This window comes from Candidatus Woesearchaeota archaeon (genome assembly GCA_016192995.1).
Taxonomy (GTDB): Archaea; Nanobdellota; Nanobdellia; order Woesearchaeales; family DSVV01; genus JACPTB01.
Map to the genome: position 1 here is coordinate 195,489 of JACPTB010000005.1, position 16,258 is coordinate 211,746.

At 33.3% G+C, this 16,258-nt stretch carries 24 protein-coding genes; 9 read left to right on the forward strand and 15 right to left on the reverse strand.

All coding sequences use genetic code 11. The features are described 5' to 3' along the window. Nucleotides 1–5: 5 nt before the first annotated feature. From HYY69_04685 to HYY69_04710, 6 genes are all read right to left on the reverse strand, one after another. Complete coding sequence (locus HYY69_04685; GenBank protein MBI3032746.1) at nucleotides 6–737, reverse strand: sulfite exporter TauE/SafE family protein; 732 nt, start codon at nucleotides 735–737, stop codon at nucleotides 6–8. A gap of 45 nt (nucleotides 738–782) precedes the next feature. Further along, nucleotides 783–1,376, reverse strand: coding sequence for a 3,4-dihydroxy-2-butanone-4-phosphate synthase (gene ribB / locus HYY69_04690; protein MBI3032747.1), 594 nt, complete (start codon nucleotides 1,374–1,376; stop codon nucleotides 783–785). Nucleotides 1,377–1,590: 214 nt separating this feature from the next. Next, a complete protein-coding gene (locus HYY69_04695) occupies nucleotides 1,591–2,025 on the reverse strand; it encodes an archease (protein ID MBI3032748.1) in 435 nt (144 codons plus the stop codon). 15 nt (nucleotides 2,026–2,040) lie between these two features. Continuing rightward, nucleotides 2,041–3,081, reverse strand: a complete 1,041-nt coding sequence (locus HYY69_04700; protein ID MBI3032749.1) for a DUF4046 domain-containing protein — start codon at nucleotides 3,079–3,081, stop codon at nucleotides 2,041–2,043. Next, nucleotides 3,062–3,670: an iron-sulfur cluster assembly accessory protein gene (locus HYY69_04705; protein ID MBI3032750.1), complete on the reverse strand. Its 609-nt coding sequence runs from the start codon at nucleotides 3,668–3,670 to the stop codon at nucleotides 3,062–3,064. Before HYY69_04705 ends, HYY69_04700 begins: the two co-directional genes overlap by 20 nt. Before the next feature lie 24 nt (nucleotides 3,671–3,694). After that, nucleotides 3,695–3,946 carry a ferredoxin gene (locus HYY69_04710; protein ID MBI3032751.1) on the reverse strand — a complete coding sequence of 84 codons (252 nt, stop codon included), beginning with the start codon at nucleotides 3,944–3,946 and terminating at the stop codon, nucleotides 3,695–3,697. A 122-nt stretch (nucleotides 3,947–4,068) separates the two neighbouring features. Between HYY69_04710 and HYY69_04715 the strand changes: the two genes are divergently transcribed. After that, nucleotides 4,069–4,743, forward strand: coding sequence for a YIP1 family protein (locus HYY69_04715; GenBank protein ID MBI3032752.1), 675 nt, complete (start codon nucleotides 4,069–4,071; stop codon nucleotides 4,741–4,743). Between the two features lie 158 nt (nucleotides 4,744–4,901). On the opposite strand, the gene HYY69_04720 is transcribed toward HYY69_04715, so the two are convergent. Next, complete coding sequence (locus HYY69_04720; protein ID MBI3032753.1) at nucleotides 4,902–5,183, reverse strand: hypothetical protein; 282 nt, start codon at nucleotides 5,181–5,183, stop codon at nucleotides 4,902–4,904. Between the two features lie 321 nt (nucleotides 5,184–5,504). Here HYY69_04720 and HYY69_04725 point away from each other — a divergent pair, with 321 nt between their 5' ends. Together HYY69_04725 and HYY69_04730 are read left to right on the forward strand one after the other, a co-directional pair. Then, entirely contained in the window at nucleotides 5,505–5,705 is a 201-nt protein-coding gene (locus HYY69_04725; GenBank protein MBI3032754.1) for a DUF2892 domain-containing protein, read from the forward strand. Between the two features lie 48 nt (nucleotides 5,706–5,753). Continuing rightward, nucleotides 5,754–6,434 carry a hypothetical protein gene (locus tag HYY69_04730; GenBank protein MBI3032755.1) on the forward strand — a complete coding sequence of 227 codons (681 nt, stop codon included), beginning with the start codon at nucleotides 5,754–5,756 and terminating at the stop codon, nucleotides 6,432–6,434. Nucleotides 6,435–6,436: 2 nt separating this feature from the next. Here HYY69_04730 and HYY69_04735 read toward each other — a convergent pair whose 3' ends face one another. Both HYY69_04735 and HYY69_04740 read right to left on the reverse strand, forming a co-directional pair. Beyond that, nucleotides 6,437–7,090, reverse strand: coding sequence for a helix-turn-helix domain-containing protein (locus HYY69_04735; protein MBI3032756.1), 654 nt, complete (start codon nucleotides 7,088–7,090; stop codon nucleotides 6,437–6,439). Between the two features lie 192 nt (nucleotides 7,091–7,282). Beyond that, entirely contained in the window at nucleotides 7,283–7,933 is a 651-nt protein-coding gene (locus tag HYY69_04740) for a hypothetical protein (GenBank protein ID MBI3032757.1), read from the reverse strand. Nucleotides 7,934–8,163: 230 nt separating this feature from the next. Here HYY69_04740 and HYY69_04745 point away from each other — a divergent pair, with 230 nt between their 5' ends. Further along, nucleotides 8,164–8,406, forward strand: a complete 243-nt coding sequence (locus tag HYY69_04745) for a tyrosine-type recombinase/integrase (GenBank protein MBI3032758.1) — start codon at nucleotides 8,164–8,166, stop codon at nucleotides 8,404–8,406. 243 nt (nucleotides 8,407–8,649) lie between these two features. Here HYY69_04745 and HYY69_04750 read toward each other — a convergent pair whose 3' ends face one another. Together HYY69_04750 and hisS are read right to left on the reverse strand one after the other, a co-directional pair. Beyond that, the gene (locus HYY69_04750) at nucleotides 8,650–9,231 is read right to left on the reverse strand and encodes an ATP-binding protein (protein ID MBI3032759.1); all 582 of its coding nucleotides are present in this window, start codon (nucleotides 9,229–9,231) and stop codon (nucleotides 8,650–8,652) included. 47 nt (nucleotides 9,232–9,278) lie between these two features. Then, nucleotides 9,279–10,568, reverse strand: coding sequence for a histidine--tRNA ligase (hisS, locus tag HYY69_04755; GenBank protein ID MBI3032760.1), 1,290 nt, complete (start codon nucleotides 10,566–10,568; stop codon nucleotides 9,279–9,281). Between the two features lie 109 nt (nucleotides 10,569–10,677). Between hisS and HYY69_04760 the strand changes: the two genes are divergently transcribed. Next, the gene (locus HYY69_04760) at nucleotides 10,678–11,394 is read left to right on the forward strand and encodes a hypothetical protein (protein MBI3032761.1); all 717 of its coding nucleotides are present in this window, start codon (nucleotides 10,678–10,680) and stop codon (nucleotides 11,392–11,394) included. 535 nt (nucleotides 11,395–11,929) lie between these two features. Here the strand turns inward: HYY69_04760 and HYY69_04765 are convergent. Continuing rightward, complete coding sequence (locus tag HYY69_04765; GenBank protein ID MBI3032762.1) at nucleotides 11,930–12,382, reverse strand: hypothetical protein; 453 nt, start codon at nucleotides 12,380–12,382, stop codon at nucleotides 11,930–11,932. Between the two features lie 478 nt (nucleotides 12,383–12,860). Here HYY69_04765 and HYY69_04770 point away from each other — a divergent pair, with 478 nt between their 5' ends. The 4 genes from HYY69_04770 to HYY69_04785 all read left to right on the forward strand — a co-directional run bounded on the left by HYY69_04770 (nucleotide 12,861) and on the right by HYY69_04785 (nucleotide 15,329). Continuing rightward, entirely contained in the window at nucleotides 12,861–13,793 is a 933-nt protein-coding gene (locus HYY69_04770) for a DUF1385 domain-containing protein (protein MBI3032763.1), read from the forward strand. A gap of 149 nt (nucleotides 13,794–13,942) precedes the next feature. Beyond that, nucleotides 13,943–14,533, forward strand: a complete 591-nt coding sequence (locus tag HYY69_04775; protein MBI3032764.1) for a nucleotidyltransferase domain-containing protein — start codon at nucleotides 13,943–13,945, stop codon at nucleotides 14,531–14,533. After that, nucleotides 14,530–14,922, forward strand: a complete 393-nt coding sequence (locus tag HYY69_04780; GenBank protein MBI3032765.1) for a hypothetical protein — start codon at nucleotides 14,530–14,532, stop codon at nucleotides 14,920–14,922. Before HYY69_04775 ends, HYY69_04780 begins: the two co-directional genes overlap by 4 nt. A 17-nt stretch (nucleotides 14,923–14,939) precedes the next feature. Then, on the forward strand, nucleotides 14,940–15,329 hold the full coding sequence (locus tag HYY69_04785) for a VOC family protein (GenBank protein ID MBI3032766.1): 390 nt from the start codon (nucleotides 14,940–14,942) through the stop codon (nucleotides 15,327–15,329). 31 nt (nucleotides 15,330–15,360) lie between these two features. On the opposite strand, the gene HYY69_04790 is transcribed toward HYY69_04785, so the two are convergent. The 3 genes from HYY69_04790 to HYY69_04800 form a co-directional block, all read right to left on the reverse strand. Next, nucleotides 15,361–15,732, reverse strand: coding sequence for a DoxX family protein (locus HYY69_04790; protein ID MBI3032767.1), 372 nt, complete (start codon nucleotides 15,730–15,732; stop codon nucleotides 15,361–15,363). A gap of 46 nt (nucleotides 15,733–15,778) precedes the next feature. Next, on the reverse strand, nucleotides 15,779–16,006 hold the full coding sequence (locus HYY69_04795) for a DUF1653 domain-containing protein (GenBank protein ID MBI3032768.1): 228 nt from the start codon (nucleotides 16,004–16,006) through the stop codon (nucleotides 15,779–15,781). 71 nt (nucleotides 16,007–16,077) lie between these two features. After that, on the reverse strand, nucleotides 16,078–16,257 hold the full coding sequence (locus HYY69_04800) for a type II toxin-antitoxin system HicA family toxin (GenBank protein ID MBI3032769.1): 180 nt from the start codon (nucleotides 16,255–16,257) through the stop codon (nucleotides 16,078–16,080). Nucleotide 16,258 lies beyond the last annotated feature (1 nt).

Genomic DNA, 16,258 nt, shown 5'->3' on the forward strand with positions numbered 1-16,258 from the left:
CTTGCTTAACTGAAAAAGAGTATTCCGTCATAAATAAATTTAATGCTGACTGCTGCAATTGATAACAAAACTATTATTCTAAATTTATCTTGAGGAATTTTTGCAACAATCTTTTTACCTATATAAGACCCAATAACGGCGATTACAACGAGGAGAGGAATAATTCCATAAAACTCTGAAGGCAAAAATCCACTGCTTAAATAAACTGGAAGCCTTGTTGCATCTACTGCAAGCGCAATTGCCGCAGCTGTTGCGATGTATAAAGACTTTTCAAGGTTATATGATGCGAGAAATGCTCCTCGTATTGCCCCTCCTGTGCCTATAAGTCCTGCAAAGAATCCTGAAAAAGAACCGCCATAAATATTATTGATGACTGTTGGTTTTAATGAAAGCTTTTTTGTTCTGAATGAGATTACTACAAAGCAGAGTAGAAATAAACCCAATATCATCTTTAAAATCTGAGGAGAAAAATAATTAACTGAAAAAGCTCCAAGTAAGGTTAGAATTACACTTGGTATTCCAAACCAGAACAGCAATTTTTTGTCAAGGGCTTTTCTAAAAAAAGTAATTCTTCCCAAATTCCCTGCAATATGAAACACTGCAACAAAGACAAGCGCTGTTTTGAATTCAAAGAAAAACAATGCAATCGGCAAGAAAATAGTTGATGATCCAAATCCCGCTATAGTTCCAGCAATTCCTGCAAACAATGCCCCTATGAATAATAGCATACTTACCATGTCTTATATAATTTCATGTAAGTTTAAAAATATTGTGCATGGTAATTATTCTTTTAAGTAATTAATTATCTGCTGAATACTAATTACTCTTAGATCATGTTCTTTTGCAAACTCAAATGTTTGTTCTTGATTCATCATAGTACCATTGTCATTCATTAATTCTGAAATAATTGCAACGTCCTTTAATCCTGCTAATCTGCACAACGTAATAGAAGCTTCAGTATGCCCTTGACGTTCAAATAAAGAATCTCTGCTTATTAACGGAAAAATGTGCCCTGGCCTTGCCAAATTTTGCGCAGTTCCTGAAACAAGCTTTTGGATAGTTATTGTCCGGTCATGGCTTGAAACACCTGTTGTCATTGCTGGATCAAGGGCATCAACTGATACGGTAAAGTTAGTGCCATGTTTTTCAGTATTATCCTGCACCATTAAAGGTAATTTTAATTCCTCACCACGTTGTTTAGTTAAGGGAACGGTTAAAATACCAGAGGTATTTTTAATCATAAATGTTATTTTTTCTTCAGTAACATATTCTGCTGCCAAGATAAGATCAGACTCACACTCTCGAGTTTCATCTATAACAATAATCATAGTTCCTTGTTTGAATAAGGTTATTGCTTCTGGAATCGATGAGTACATAGTATAAATAAGAAATAGTTATCAATTTAAATACTTACTTAAACAGTACGTAATAAGTCTTCTTTAGTTTTAGCGCCGGTTCAGCTTCAACATATTATTTCGATTGGATTTTTCTCTCTGGCACTCCGAAAAATCCCCTATATAAAATTAAGAAGAGCTTCACAAAAGCAGGCGCTAAAACCCCAGACTTATTACGTACATTAAACAACTAAACTTAGATATCAACCACAACCTGCACCATAACTTTTCTATTCTTCTGGTTGTAGTTTTCATCAATAATCATATCATTATACGTTGCAGCTTTGATATCACCATGCACTTCATAGTTTTTATAGCTGTCACCATAAACTGTCGTTTGGATAATAAATTCATTTTCTTTTTTCAAAATAATAAAATCATCTATTTCGCAGGGAATAAATCCTTCAGTATCAACAAGAAATAATAATTCATCAATAAAATCATACAATAATGCCTCTTTTGATGAAGCTTCAACTTTAATGTTGTGGCTAATCTTTGGTTTTATTTTTTTAACATTGGTTAACAAATTAAACATTCCTACACCTGCGCTAATAAACGCTTGCTCAAGTGTCTGCCCATATGCCTGGAATTTAGCATCTGCAGTGTGTTCAAGGAATTTTATGTCAACCATAGTTATGATAAGCGTTCATCTTTTAAAAACATTGTGTTGCAATAATCCTAATGGATTATTGCCTAATCCTTGTTTTAATAATCCTCGCGCTTTTTTACGATAAGGAAATAATGGATTTTGATAAAAACTTGAGGAAAGAAACTGCTTTAATTCTTCATCAGTAAATTGAAATCTGCCGTGAGGTGAAGTAAGCGCGTCTAATAATTCAATCTTTACTTTTTCTACATTATCTTTATTCTTCCAATAACCTTTTGGCACATTGCTGAAATAATGAGGCTGCAATTTTAATTCAGGAAACGCAAACATTATTGCTCGAGCAGGTGAATTGCCAAAACAAGATTCAAGAAGGTAACTTATGTTAGCTCCATACGGCAGTATATTCTCCTGAAAATGCTGGTATCGTATCCATTGAGGAAGCTGTTTTATATTATATTTATATTTGCCTCGAACATCAGTGAGAATACCTACAAATTCTGTTATAGCTTCCTTAATCAGTTTTTCGTTAAGAATGCCATTCTTATCTCTCCATATATTTCTAACTTTGGCAAAATAATAAGGCTTTACCTTTTGTTCAGGGAAAGCTTCTCTCACGAGTTCATAGATGTTAGTATGACCTTGAAAAACACAACGCAATTTATGTTGATAAAGCGTTTTCTTGTCAACCTCCATAATGATTTTTCGCAGATTCCACTGTAATCTATCGGCAAAAACATATTTGAAAAGAATCGCGCTGTTTATGTTCCCCTGCAAACCTTTGAAAGTTCCAGGTGGAAATGCTTTTCTTTTTCCTGCAATCAGATCGTCATATAAATTGCTGAGAATGGTTTTAATAACATGCGATGTCTTGTATTTTTTGACGATGATGCTTTGTTCATGAGCTGGTTTTGCTTCGAGCAAAGCTGATAAAATATCTTCCCGAATAATATCATGAAAAATTGTTGCATCTGCATTAAGAAAATAATCTGATAAAAACTTATCAGAAAATAATTTTTCTAAAATTTCGAGGCTGGTAAGGCGTTTAGTAAGCTGCATAATCTTAACTAAATGAATTTCCACAACCGCATGAATTTTTAGCTTCAGGGTTATCTATCTTAAATCCACTGCCTTGCAATGTTTCGACAAAATCTATAACCGTGCCTTGAAGATGTTCGAGACTTCCTTGATCTACAAAAACACGGAGTTTTCCAAACATAAAAACCTTATCATCTTCATTTGGTTCATTTTCATCAAATGCTAAATCATAGCTGAATCCTGAACAACCGCCTGGAATAACTTGGACACGAAGAGCAGTATTTTCCTTACCTTCTGCTTTTGCAAATTCCAATGCTTTTTCAGCAGCACGGTCAGTTAAAGTTATACCTTCTCCAGTTTTAGGTTGAGGTTTTTCAAGAGCTTTTTCATTTAATTCTTTTACCATTGCATCTAATACCTCTTCAGGCATTCCATGCCCCATAGTGCCTTGTTCTAAGGTTTCCCAGGTAGAAGCATGGCAACCTACACAATGGAGACCGTATTTTAGTAACGTGTCAGTAAGATGTGGATATTTACCTACTACTTCCCCAACAGTCATTTCTTTGGCAATTAATGGTTTATTTTGATCATGCTTTTGTTCTTGTTTTACTTTTTGCTCTGTTTTTTGTTCCATAATGCTCACCACGTTTAGATTATCTTATATTATCTTTTCTTTAGTATCAAGCCTAATAAGATGAATAACATTCACCGGGCATGATTCAGCAGCTTCTTTATTATCATTAAATGAACTTTCATCTATCTCTTTCTCTTCCCAACCAGTAGGCAATCTTTTTCCTCCTCTAATATCTGACTTTCCATCTTCATTCATTTCCCAATGATCAGGAGCAACTGCTGCACAAGCTGCGCATCCGATACAATCTGGCCTGTTATGTTCTATTTTGTACTTCATTACATACTCCCCATATATTCCCTTAAAATCTTCACTATTGTTAAGTTTTGTTCCTTTTATTTATATAATTTATGGTGAGAATGACCAAAAGTATTATAAATATTAAGTTTCAAAAAGAGCGTATGGCTAAAAAAGTCGTGAGAAATGGCTTCTCAGATGGTCTATCGTTAAATCCATTTACTAATGTATGGACAAAACCTCGTGAGACGCTTCAAGCAATTCTTAATTTTAATCCAAATTATTTAGTACTATTATTATCAGCAATTTATGGTTTAAAACAGGGATTAGATATTAGCGCATTAAGTGTATTAGGTGATAATTATCCACTATGGGCAATACTTTTAGGGGTGATTATACTTGGACCAATTATAGGTATTGCTTCGTTGTACCTAGGTTCGTGGCTACTTGTTTGGACAGGTAAATGGATTCAAGGACAAAGTTCTTATCAAACCATGCGTACAGCGTTAGCATGGAGCTATGTCCCTAGTCTTATTAATCTTGGATTAATAATCATCACCTTGCCTTTTTTTGGGATTGAAGTGTTTACTTCAACCACTCCTTCACTTTATGCATCAAACAGTTTGCTTGTTTTATTGATTGTAATTTCTAGTCTTGATTTACTATTAAGCATTTGGATGTTTGTAATAAGTATCATAATGATTTCAGAAGCACAGCAATTTTCAGTATGGAAAGCATTAGGCAACATACTGCTAGCAATGCTTGTAGTATTAGTGCCGTTATTTATTATACTGACCATTTATTTCTTTATTGTGCCGGTATCGGTATCTCTCCTTTAGATTTTGTTTTAAACAAAAGGTTCAAATATCAAAATAAGAAACAAAAAATAAGTATGGTTGATAGTATAGGATATGTGCTGGCATTAAAATATAATCTGCTTTTCTTAACTGGTGATAAAGCATTTGAAAAAATAATTAATGTAAAATATATTAAATAATTAAGTTACCTTTTGTTTAACCTTTATTCCAAATCTCTTAGCAATTTCTTTACCTGCCTCTTCACCAGCCTTATCATACATTTCCTTAGTTATGACTTTCTTTTCACCTGTTTTCTTATCAACATACTCCCATCTAAGTTCACGATCTCTTTGTTTCTGTCTGATCTTCTCCCTGATTGCTTCCCTAACGAACTCTGTTTTAGTTGCATAATGCTCTTGTTTCATAGTTTTTTCCATTTGCTGCAACATTCTCTTTTCCAACTTGATTGATATTGTTTCCATTGTATTACTAGATAATACTAAGTAATATTTATATTTTTCTCTAAACCGTACGTGGAAAGCTTAGAGCACTCCTCTAAGCTTTCCACGTACTGGACACCGGCTTCATCCAAAAAATGGCTGCGCCAGGTTAGCGCCTTCGAAACTTCGCTTATTTCAATCGCATAATCGGTCACGCTCCGAAGGAGCCAACCCTCTGACCTCTTTAAACCGGTACTCCTAAGAGTTTCGACCTGAGGGCGCTAACCTCATTTTTGGATGAAGCCCTGGACACCCAAACATTTATAAGTAACTAAATCAAGGGAAAAGAGAAGGGGTGATTTTATGAAACAAAATCTTGGTAAACTAGATCGAATATTTAGGTTTATACTAGGAGTATGGTGGCTTACGCCATTAGCGCCGCAATTTAGTATGCCATGGGCTAATACGTTAGTAATGGTAGTCGGTTGGATTGCATTAATTGAAAGCTTTGCAGCATATTGCTGGCTGCATGACATGTTTGCAATAAATAACAAAACTCAATAAAATAAGATCGTAGCAACTTTTATAAATAAACTATTTTCGATGTAGTTTATGAAGTTGCAAGATAAAATAGTTCTTGGACATAGAGGTTTTTTTAATGCTCACTGTAGAAAAATGTATCGTGAAAATTCAAAAGAAGTCTGTAGAATTTCGACAACTAAAAAACATATTCATATTATTGAATTAGATCTACGGAAATCAAAAGATGGAGTTCTCTATTGTTATCATGGAGGATTATTTCACTATTGCTTCACCTCAATGTTTCTGAAGGATTTTTCATATATTAAAAAGAGCTATAACGTTGACGCACTCAAAGATATATTAAACGTGATAACAAGCGATAAAATCATTTTCTTGGACATAAAAGATAAAAATATAACAAGAGATGATATTCTTAATGTATTTAAAGGGGAAAAATTTAGAGAAGTTATACTGGGCAATAAATCAGTTTTATTTCTTAAAAAATTTAATAATATGCCGAAACAATTTGTAAAAATTTTAAATGGAAATATCTTTTGCAAGTTCTATAATTTAGCAAAACTAAAAAACCTTAATTATAAATACTTTGAAGTTGTTTTCCCTTTTCAAATAAATGATGAGATTATTAAAAAAGTTCATGATCATGGATTAGAGTTTAGATGCGCCGGATTGTTTTTTGTGAACAGGCAGCATTATATTAATACCATCAAAAAATATGAGATTAAACATGTTTCGAGTGATTTTATTGATTAATGTTAGAAATTCTTCAACACCGCTTTTTCTGCTTTCCGCAAATGCTCACGATAGGTGGAGAGAGAAACTTTCATCAATGCAGCTAAATCCCGCAGTTCTGTTTTCCTCGGAAATTCATAATACCCTTCTTTCTGCGCTAATACTAACGCTTTTTCCTGCAGCGGTGTCATTAAAGGCATAATATGAGGGAAGTGAATTTCTTTTAATTTAGTTTTAACAATTTTGAGTATTTTAAAATATTCCAAATCTTCAGTTTTCTTTTTAATCTCTTCAATAAACTGAATGATAGATTCTTTATTCCATGCTCCTATCTCCCAATGCTCAACACCTTTTACATCAACAAGAACCGGTTTTAAGTGAAATACCTTTTTGAGGAAGGACTGGGTTGGCATCTCTCCTTTAGATTTTGTTTTATACGTAAAAAAAAGAGAGGTATTTTCTGCTTCAAATGAGACTATGCGCTTATCTTTTTTAAGATCATTAATAAATTTTTGAATATTTTTTTCTTCTCCTGATAATTTTTCAAAATGGAAAAAATAATTATAACCGTTTTCCTCATAATATTCCAAAGGATAGCCAACAGAAATACAATCAAATTTTGCGCAACGTTTACCAATGATGCAATCATGCTTTAATTCAAGCTTTGCAAGCCACATGAGTTATTTTATAGATGATGAATTTATATATTTATCTTATAAATTACTACAAAGCAAGTAATTACTAAAGAAGTGTTATGAACAGCACTATTCTCACAACGTTTATGATGTTACTTGCCGATAATAGGTAATATGTATTATATTCAATAAAATTTGCTTAGTTGAAAACAGTTTCCCAGACAAATGGACAAACTATCTCACTTCCACTTTCATGTAACCTTCGCTACCTTTAGAAAAAAGTCTTAATGTTGAACCTGATGGAACATTTTTTTCATTAAAATGATGTCTAACTCCTGCAAAATAGAGTGGCATATGAGCCATATTTGCTATAACGCCATGATGAAATGACTGGCAAAAATTAGCTCCTAACGTCGCATAAGCATTAGGCAAAGCAACTTTCGTATGGTGATCATCTGATGCCCTGTACGCAAATCCGTCAGGATGTTTATCTGCAAAATCAAAAAAGCCATCCATAAATACTCCATCTCTAAATGGAATTCCAATAAGCATTCCTCCATGTGTATATGGCAAAACAATTCCTTCAGGATTTTCTGTTAAACCAAAAGTCAGATGAGTTGTCATAACTCCTTCTTCACCTTTCCATGGGCATTCAACTGAAGAACCATCCTCCATTTTTCTAAATCTTCGCATTTGAAGAACATAAGTTGGGTCAAAAGTGAATTCCATCATATAAACAAATTCATCTTGGAACTGAGGTAATGAATTTACTCTTTCATAAAACTGAATTATTTTTGTTAGATCATCAGGATTAACTGGAGAGACTGTTAATAACATATCAAGTGGAATTATTCCATGAACATTTTCTCCTACAAAATTAGTCAATTCTCCATTTTTTCTATCAATTCTTTTATCTCTTGTTCCATTTTTTTATTTTTTTCATCAATCTTTTTCATTTTATTAAGTGTCATTCTTTTCGATATTTTCTCTTTCTTTAATGAGTTATGATTCATTTCAATACTAAAGCATAAGTAACTTATAATATTAATCATTACTGATGATATACGTATTTCTTGTTAAACCTCATTATTAACCTCCTTCACTTATGTTCATATATGGTATACAAACGTGAACCTTTAGAAGATGATGAAATTGAAATGATGAAAAAATCATGCAGTTCTTTTGAAGAATCGTTAATTGTAAATACTTTGTTAGAAACAGGAATGCGTGTTTCTGAATTAGCAAATCTTAAGCGGGATCAAATATCATGGCAGCGAGATTGTATCACAACAATTGGCAAAGGCAATAAGCGCAGAGTTATTCCGATGAGCAAAACAACACGATTTTATTTATTGTAAATGATTTGAAAAATAAAGTAGTGCGAAAAGCAATAGAACGGGAATGTGCAACTTTTTTATATTCGCATAATCTTAAAGTTAGCCCAATGATAACAGATATTGCAGAATTCCAAAAAATTTATCTTCAAAAGAATTTAATGTTGGAACAGAAGTTCGTGATTATGGCATTGCATTATACGGATTGGAATTATTCTGGAGGTTAGTAGCATGGCAAAAATTAATCTAAATAAAAGGATAGGAATCTTAAAGTCTTTCTAATATAAAATTAACCCTCTGTTCTATACCACTTCCCTTATCTCCATTAGTATCAAAGAAAGGAACATCAACTAAATTGACACCTAATCTTACATAGACAGCTCTTATTCCACTAGTTATTCTCCCAGCATATTCAGGATCTTCCTGGCGGACACTTGTTTGCGTATAACATTTCGGTGGCAATGTTTCTAAGAAAAATACTCTTTTATAACGAGCAGGATTAAGATTTCTTAAAGAAGGTGGAAGTGGTATTCTACTATCAGGTAATCCTATGTCATCAACTTGGCAATAACCAATGCCATCAAAGAGACTTCTATCAGTGAAAATAGCATCACCGTTACCTGCTGCTGTAACAACTCCTCTTTCTTCATGCAATTGCCTGCTTGCAACAACATCCTGGAAAGCATAACGATCACGCGCAGGATTATAACCTATACTTCTTTCTTGCAGCTCAAGAATGACACGGGTTGCAACTTCAGGTATTATAGAATAACCACGACTTTGTAAGCCTTCAACAACAGATGTTTTTCCAGCGCAAGGCCCGCCAGTAATTGCATAGAGTTCAACCATTAAAAATATGAGAAATAAGTTATAGTTTTAATACTTTACGATATTTACTACTTAGATTTTATTTTCTCTTTAATAACCTTCAATCCTACGTTCTCTTCTTTGCCAGAAACCATGTCCCGCAAGGTAAATTTCTTTTCTTTTAATTCCTTTTCTCCAATAATCAATGCAAAAGGAATATTATAAGCACTAACATAAGCAAGATTCTTGCTTACACCACGCTGCATAATATCCATGTCAACTTTCAAACTTTCTTTTCGCAATGTTTGAGCAATTTCTAAACAGATTTTTTCGGTTTTGATAGGAACAATATACAGTTCAGTAACAGTTTTTGGCTGTGGCTTGTCTTTGTGCTTATCCTTCAAAATATCATTAATCGGCTCAATGCCAAATGAAATACCAACTGCTGGATATTCTTGATTATTCTCAAGATAGGCTCCTATCATGTTATCATATCTTCCACCGCCTGCCAATGATGAGGCAATAATGCTCTCCGGCGCAAAGACTTCAAAGACTGTACTTGTATAATAAGCTAAACCTCTTGCTAATGATACATTGAATTGAACGCGTTTATCGGGAACATAGGAGAGCAATTCTTCAACTTCCTGTAATCCTTCTTTGCCAATTTTGCTGTTGAGCATTTTTTTTAATTGTTTTAATTTATCTTGATTTGAGCCTTCAATAGTTATTATATTCATTATTTCTTCTGTTTGATCTTCGCCTATGCTTTTTTCATGCAATTCTTTTTCAACCCCTAATTTTCCTATTTTTTTCAATTTATCAATACTTAAAATTACTTCCATCCATTTTTTTTCTGGAATTCCAGCTGTTTCCATGATACCATCGAGAATTTTTCGATTATTAACTTCAGCAACAACATCAAGATGAATATGTGAAAAATATGTGAGTGCAATTTCAATAATTTGTGCATCTGCTAACATTGACATTGAGCCAACAATGTCAACATCACACTGCCAAAATTCGCGGTATCTGCCAAGCTTAATCGGGCCATCTCTAAATACCTGGCCAATAGCATATCGCTTGAAAGGAAGTTTAACATTAGGATTCATACCAATATATCTTGCTAAAGGCACCGTTAAATCATATCTTAATCCAAGCTCTCGATTGCCTTGATCTTTTACTTTAAAAATTTCTTTGAGAATCTCTTCACCACCAGCATACTTTGCTGTTAACACCTCTAATTTTTCAATAATAGGCGTGTCTAATTGGGAAAATCCAAATGACTCAAATACTACTTTTAGACCTTTGAAAAGTTTTGTTTTTGCAATACGTTCTTCAGGAGGAGTATCTCTGGTTCCTTTAGGCAACTCTAAGTTCATAATTTGATCAAGACAAGTTTATTTATATAGTTTTTGCCGTTATATTTTGGTTGTTAGTACGTACACGAAATAGAAACATATAAAAACCCTCATTTTTTTCTCATGTTCTATGCTATCATTATGGACAATTATATTAATTGATGTGATTATTGCAATAGTCATTGGTTATTTCTTTATTTACAAACCTCTCAAAGAAAATGAAAAGCAGAAAACTATGATGTCAATTCTTGCTGTTGTCATGATAGGGATTGCTGTTTATTTTAGCTTTGAGCTTTATCAACCTCAAGCAACTCCTAAAGTAAATTCCCTTTTTCCATCAAGCTGCGATGTTTTAGAAGAAGAGATGTATATTCAATCCTGTGAAAAAACAGATCTTAGCCACTGTTATCTTTACAAAACTAATGATTCAATTGGTGTTGAACGTTTAAGCAATGGGGTTATTTTTATTACTGCGTTTGATTATAATGAAGGCCAGTTTGTACAATACACCTTTTATGATGATAAAAAGCATATTAATCAAGGATCTCAGGAATCGTTTATAACTAAAATTCATGATAAAATTGCAAATTATTACCTTCAACTTCAACCTGGAACCTATGAACATACGCGGGTAAAGCAATTACTTACCTGTTTTGAAGATGTTGTAAAAGAACATGATCCTGAAGTTATAAACCGTATTTTAGAAAAACGTGATTTAGAAAAAGCAAGAAGGAATATTGAGGAAAACAAAAAGAAATTAGCTGACCAATTAGGAGAGAATTTCACCGCGTTAGATGCTGATCTGTTAGAAGATATTGAAGTGGAATTAGTCAATAGTTCTAAGTAGAATAGTACGTAAATCTTCTTATTTATTTCTTGAATACAATAATTCTTTGGTTTTAACGGAGTTTGTCGCATAATCTGCCACCATCAATATTGCGAGGCTTATCAAGTAAAAGTATCGAGTACTTTTCGAGGTTCCAGAGAGAAAAGTACCATAGAGTAAATAATCAAAAGCCGAGCCGATGGTGGCTGCCGAAGGCATTTATGCGACAAACTCAGAAAAACGTACGTAATAAGTTTTTCATAGTTTTAGCGCCGGTTCAGCTTTTGAAGTGTATTTTAATTGGATTTTTCTCTCTGGAACTCCGAAAAATCCTCGAAATATAGATAAGAAGAGCTTCACAAAAGTAGGCGCTAAAACCTAAAGAGAACTTTGCAAAATACTCGCAAAGCTCGGGTTACTGCCAGTTCGCATTTCAATAATTTACCCTAAGGAAAAAATTCCCATTGTAATTTCCTTTTTTCTTGCTCCTTGTATCGAAAATGCTCACGAAATTGGCAGTAACCATAATTTTGCAAAGTTCTCTAAAGAAGACTTATTACGTACAACTCTTTATTCCTTCTATAACCAACGCTTTATTCAAAGGACAAACTTGTTCTTTACCATCATTAAGAATAATAGGGGTTATTTTAAGCTTTTCAAGGTTTCCTAATAAAGACTGGTCATAAGGAATATTTAATTTTTTAGTCTCTGACTTACCAAAAAAAGCTTCTAAATCACGATTATCCACATTTCGTGATCCCTGGAGGGTTAATTTAAACTTTCCAAGTTCCTCTTTAGGACCATTTTCAAGCGTTACTTCAATAGTGCCTGTTTCATCATTGAAGCAAACTTTTGGATTGCCTTCAACTTTAGCTACATTTAAGATAACAGTTCCACATTCTCCAATACTCCCAGAATAGGTCATAATTACTGCGCCTACAGCTACTGAAAAGGTGATAAGCAAGACTGTTGCTATCAAGGGTGATAAACCTTTTTTACGAAAAAACATGAAGGAGATTCTGAATGTATATCTTTATAAAGGTTTTGCAAAATTGGCTCTGCCATGAATGTAGTTTTTGGTGCCATACTGGTGATTATCCTTCAAATTAATACGTGGGAAAAAAGGAAATTACAATGGGAATTTTTTCCTTGTTATAAATACGTGAGATAATCACGGCACCAAAACCCAGGCGTGAGCCGAGATTCATGGCAGAGCTATATAAAGGGCTCTGGTGAAAATCTTTCAGGTTTTAGCGCCGGTTCAGCTTCAAAGTGATTTAAATATCGGATTTTTCTCTCTGGCACTCCGAAAAATCCCCACAATGATATAGAAAGAGCTTCACAAAAGTAGGCGCTAAAACTATACTAATCAAAGAAAGTGTTGAATAATATTTGACTTTCTTTGATGGTATATTGCTACGCAATACATTTTCACCAGAGCCCATATAAAGTGAAGATTTATATATAAAAAAGATACCTACAAGTATATGTCGAAATTCATGAATGTTGGCGGGCAAGCTGTTATTGAAGGTGTGATGATGAAATCACCGAATTTTGTAGCAGTTGCGGTGAGAAAATCCAATAAAACCATTACTATAAAGGAAATGCCCTATAATTCTTTGACTAACAAGTATTCTTTTTTGAAATGGCCGTTTTTAAGAGGGATGGTACTATTATTTGAAATGCTTATTCTTGGATTAAAATCATTAACTTTTGCAGCTCATGAAGTATTTGAGGAAGATGAAGAGCAATTATCTAATTGGGGCATTGCACTCACGCTCATTGTTTCATTAGTTTTCTCTATTGGTTTGTTTTTGGTAGTGCCTTATGCAGTAACGTATCTTTTAGGATTTAATGAGGAAACAAATTCCATTATGTTTAATGCTATTGACGGCATGATTAAACTAGGATTATTTATTGGTTATGTTGCTCTCATCAGTATGATGACTGACATAAAACGTGTATTTCAATATCATGGCGCTGAACATAAAGCAGTAAATTGTTATGAAGGTGGAAAAAAATTAACTGTTGCTAACGCGCAGAAATTTACCACCATTAATGCAAGGTGCGGAACAAGTTTTGTCCTCTTTGTTATGCTTATTGGCATTTTCGTATTTTCAATAGTGCCAATACTTGTTACCCATAGTTATCCCGCATTTGAAGAACTTAATTTCTTGGTGCAACGAGGAATATTGTTGGTGACGCGATTATTATTTTTATTGCCGCTAGCAAGCGTTTCTTATGAAGTATTAAAATTATCAGCAAAGCATAGCACTAATCCTCTGTTTAAAATAATCATGCAGCCAGGGTTATTGGTTCAGAAGCTAACAACACGGCAGCCAACTGATGATCAAGTTAAAGTTGCCTTAGAAAGCATGAAATATGTTCTCAAAAAAGAGCAGTTGTTAGCGATAAGATAAGATGTTTGCTGAAGATGCAAAAACACTAAAAAAGGATTTGGAAAAACTGAAGGAATTAATAGAGCCTGGTTCTTAAAAAACTCATGTAGTAACTTAAGTTACCAGTTAGTAACCAAAAAGCTTATATAGTACTATAAGTCACCATATATATGGTTAAACAACAACTGTTAACAATAAAGAAGCCGGAAACAAATGAAGCTCATCAAAAAGTACTCTATTGGTTCTTTTCCTTTCCTGATATCAATATAGGGCTTACTGACTTATCTGAGGAGTTAGAAATTTCTAAAACAACTGCAAAAAACATTGTTTTAGATCTTGAAAAAAAAGGATTTCTAATTAAAAAAGTATATGGCAAAGCGTGGATTATTAGCTGCAATAAGCAACATCCATTTAATTTAACCCAAAAAATAGCATTCAATTTATTGATGGTTTCTGAACTATATCACTATATGATAAAAAGCAAAATATTAGAGATCTTAGGAAATCCTAAAGCAGTCATACTTTTTGGCAGTTATAGAAAAGGAGATGATACAGAAAAAAGTGATATAGATATTGCAGTGGAAGTGGCAAATAGTACTGATTTAAAGATTATTGAACCTTTTAAATGGAATAAATTTGGCTACAGAAAAAACGTGCCAGTTAATCTCCATATTTTTTCAAGAAATAAAATAGACATTAACTTATTTTCAAATATTGCAAATGGCATTGTGTTAGACGGATTTCTTGAGGTAAGACCATGAGATATAAACGCCCTGACAAGAAAAATGCTTTAAGCATCCTTGAGGCATCCCAACGAGATATGAAGTTTACCCAATCATTAGAGATATCAGAACAATCCGGTGCAACAATTGTAAGAAATGTGTATGAATCATTCAGGATGCTAGATGATTCATTATTAGTTGCAAAAGGAATAGAATCAGAAGATCATGTAACACCAATTAATGAACTGATGAAACTCAAAGTAAATACCGATAGACCAATCAATTTAGTAGATAATCTCAGGAGATTACGGCATAATATTAATTATTATGGCTACCAACCTTCTGTTGAAGAAGTGAAAGAAGTAAAATCCATTGCAAATAGTCTTTTTGAACCTATAAAAAATGAAGTCTTGAAAAAAATTAAATGATTAATGGAGGAATAACTATGAAAAACCCAATAGTACATTTTGAAATACCTGCAGATAACGTTGAACGAGCAAAAAAATTTTATGAAAAAACCTTTGGATGGGAAATAACAAAATTTACGATGGAAGGAGGAGATTACTGGATCGTGAGAACAACTGAAGTAGATAAAAACATGATGCCAACATCACCGGGAATAAATGGAGGTTTAATGCAGCGTAAAAATCCTAGTCAACCGTTTATGAATTATATAAGTGTCGAATCCATTGATAACATGTTAAAAGTAGTGGAAACAAATGGCGGAAAGATATGTATGCCTAAAATGGAGATTGGGAAAGGCATGGGATGGATTGCTGCATTCCAAGATACAGAAGGCAATCTTATGGGATTGCATCAAGAAGAGAAAAAATAAGTATGGGGAGAAAAGAATAAATTAATGGGTATTATATCTTCTCAACTTTCTTCCATAGGTAATAAGATACAAACAACACTGCTAAAAATACCAAAGGGAATATCATACCTAACACATCACGATTTACAAAGTAAAATGATGCAGAAGCACTTATATAATCAATAGTAAAACCCGCGTAAGCCCATTCTTTAACAGCTTTGAATTTTGTTTGAATAATTGCAATAGAACCTAAAATTTTTGCCACACCAAGAATAATAAGAAAATAAACGGGATATCCCAACAATTTCATCACCTTTAGAGCTTGTTGATTGGGAAATAATTCAGCTATACCTGAAAACAAATTAGCAAGACAAAAAATAATAGTAACAGTCCAATAGAGTATTTTTATTGTTTTTGGGGTCATAGTGTTATGGTTCTAGTTAATATTTATAACTTTTTTGAATTTCTGTTTACTCTACAAATTTAAATCTCTGCATTTTTTTTCCATCAACAATTACCGCCTCAGTAAACTCTTCAACCGGTCTAACCCATAATGCATAATTCCCATATTCAGGATGATTATAAAGTCCGCGATAGACAACTAATTCCTGTTTAGTTTTGTGATGTTTTGCAATACCAAGTACTTCATAGAAATTACCCTGGTAATGCTGGTATCTGCCAAGAGGGAGTTTGGACATAATTTATGCACCTGTTTTAATTAAAGATACTTCTCAAAATCTTCAGTATCCACTTTTGCAAGTTCTAATATTCATTTTAATGTCCCTATCTTAATTTCACTATGATTTGGAACAACAGTCCCTACAGTTCCACCAGGAGTTTCTTTCTTTAGAACAATATGACTTCCTTTTTGACGAGCAATCTGAAATTGAAATTTGTTGCATAATATTTTAACACATTCTTTGCCTGAAATCTTCCGAAATTTCCGCAAC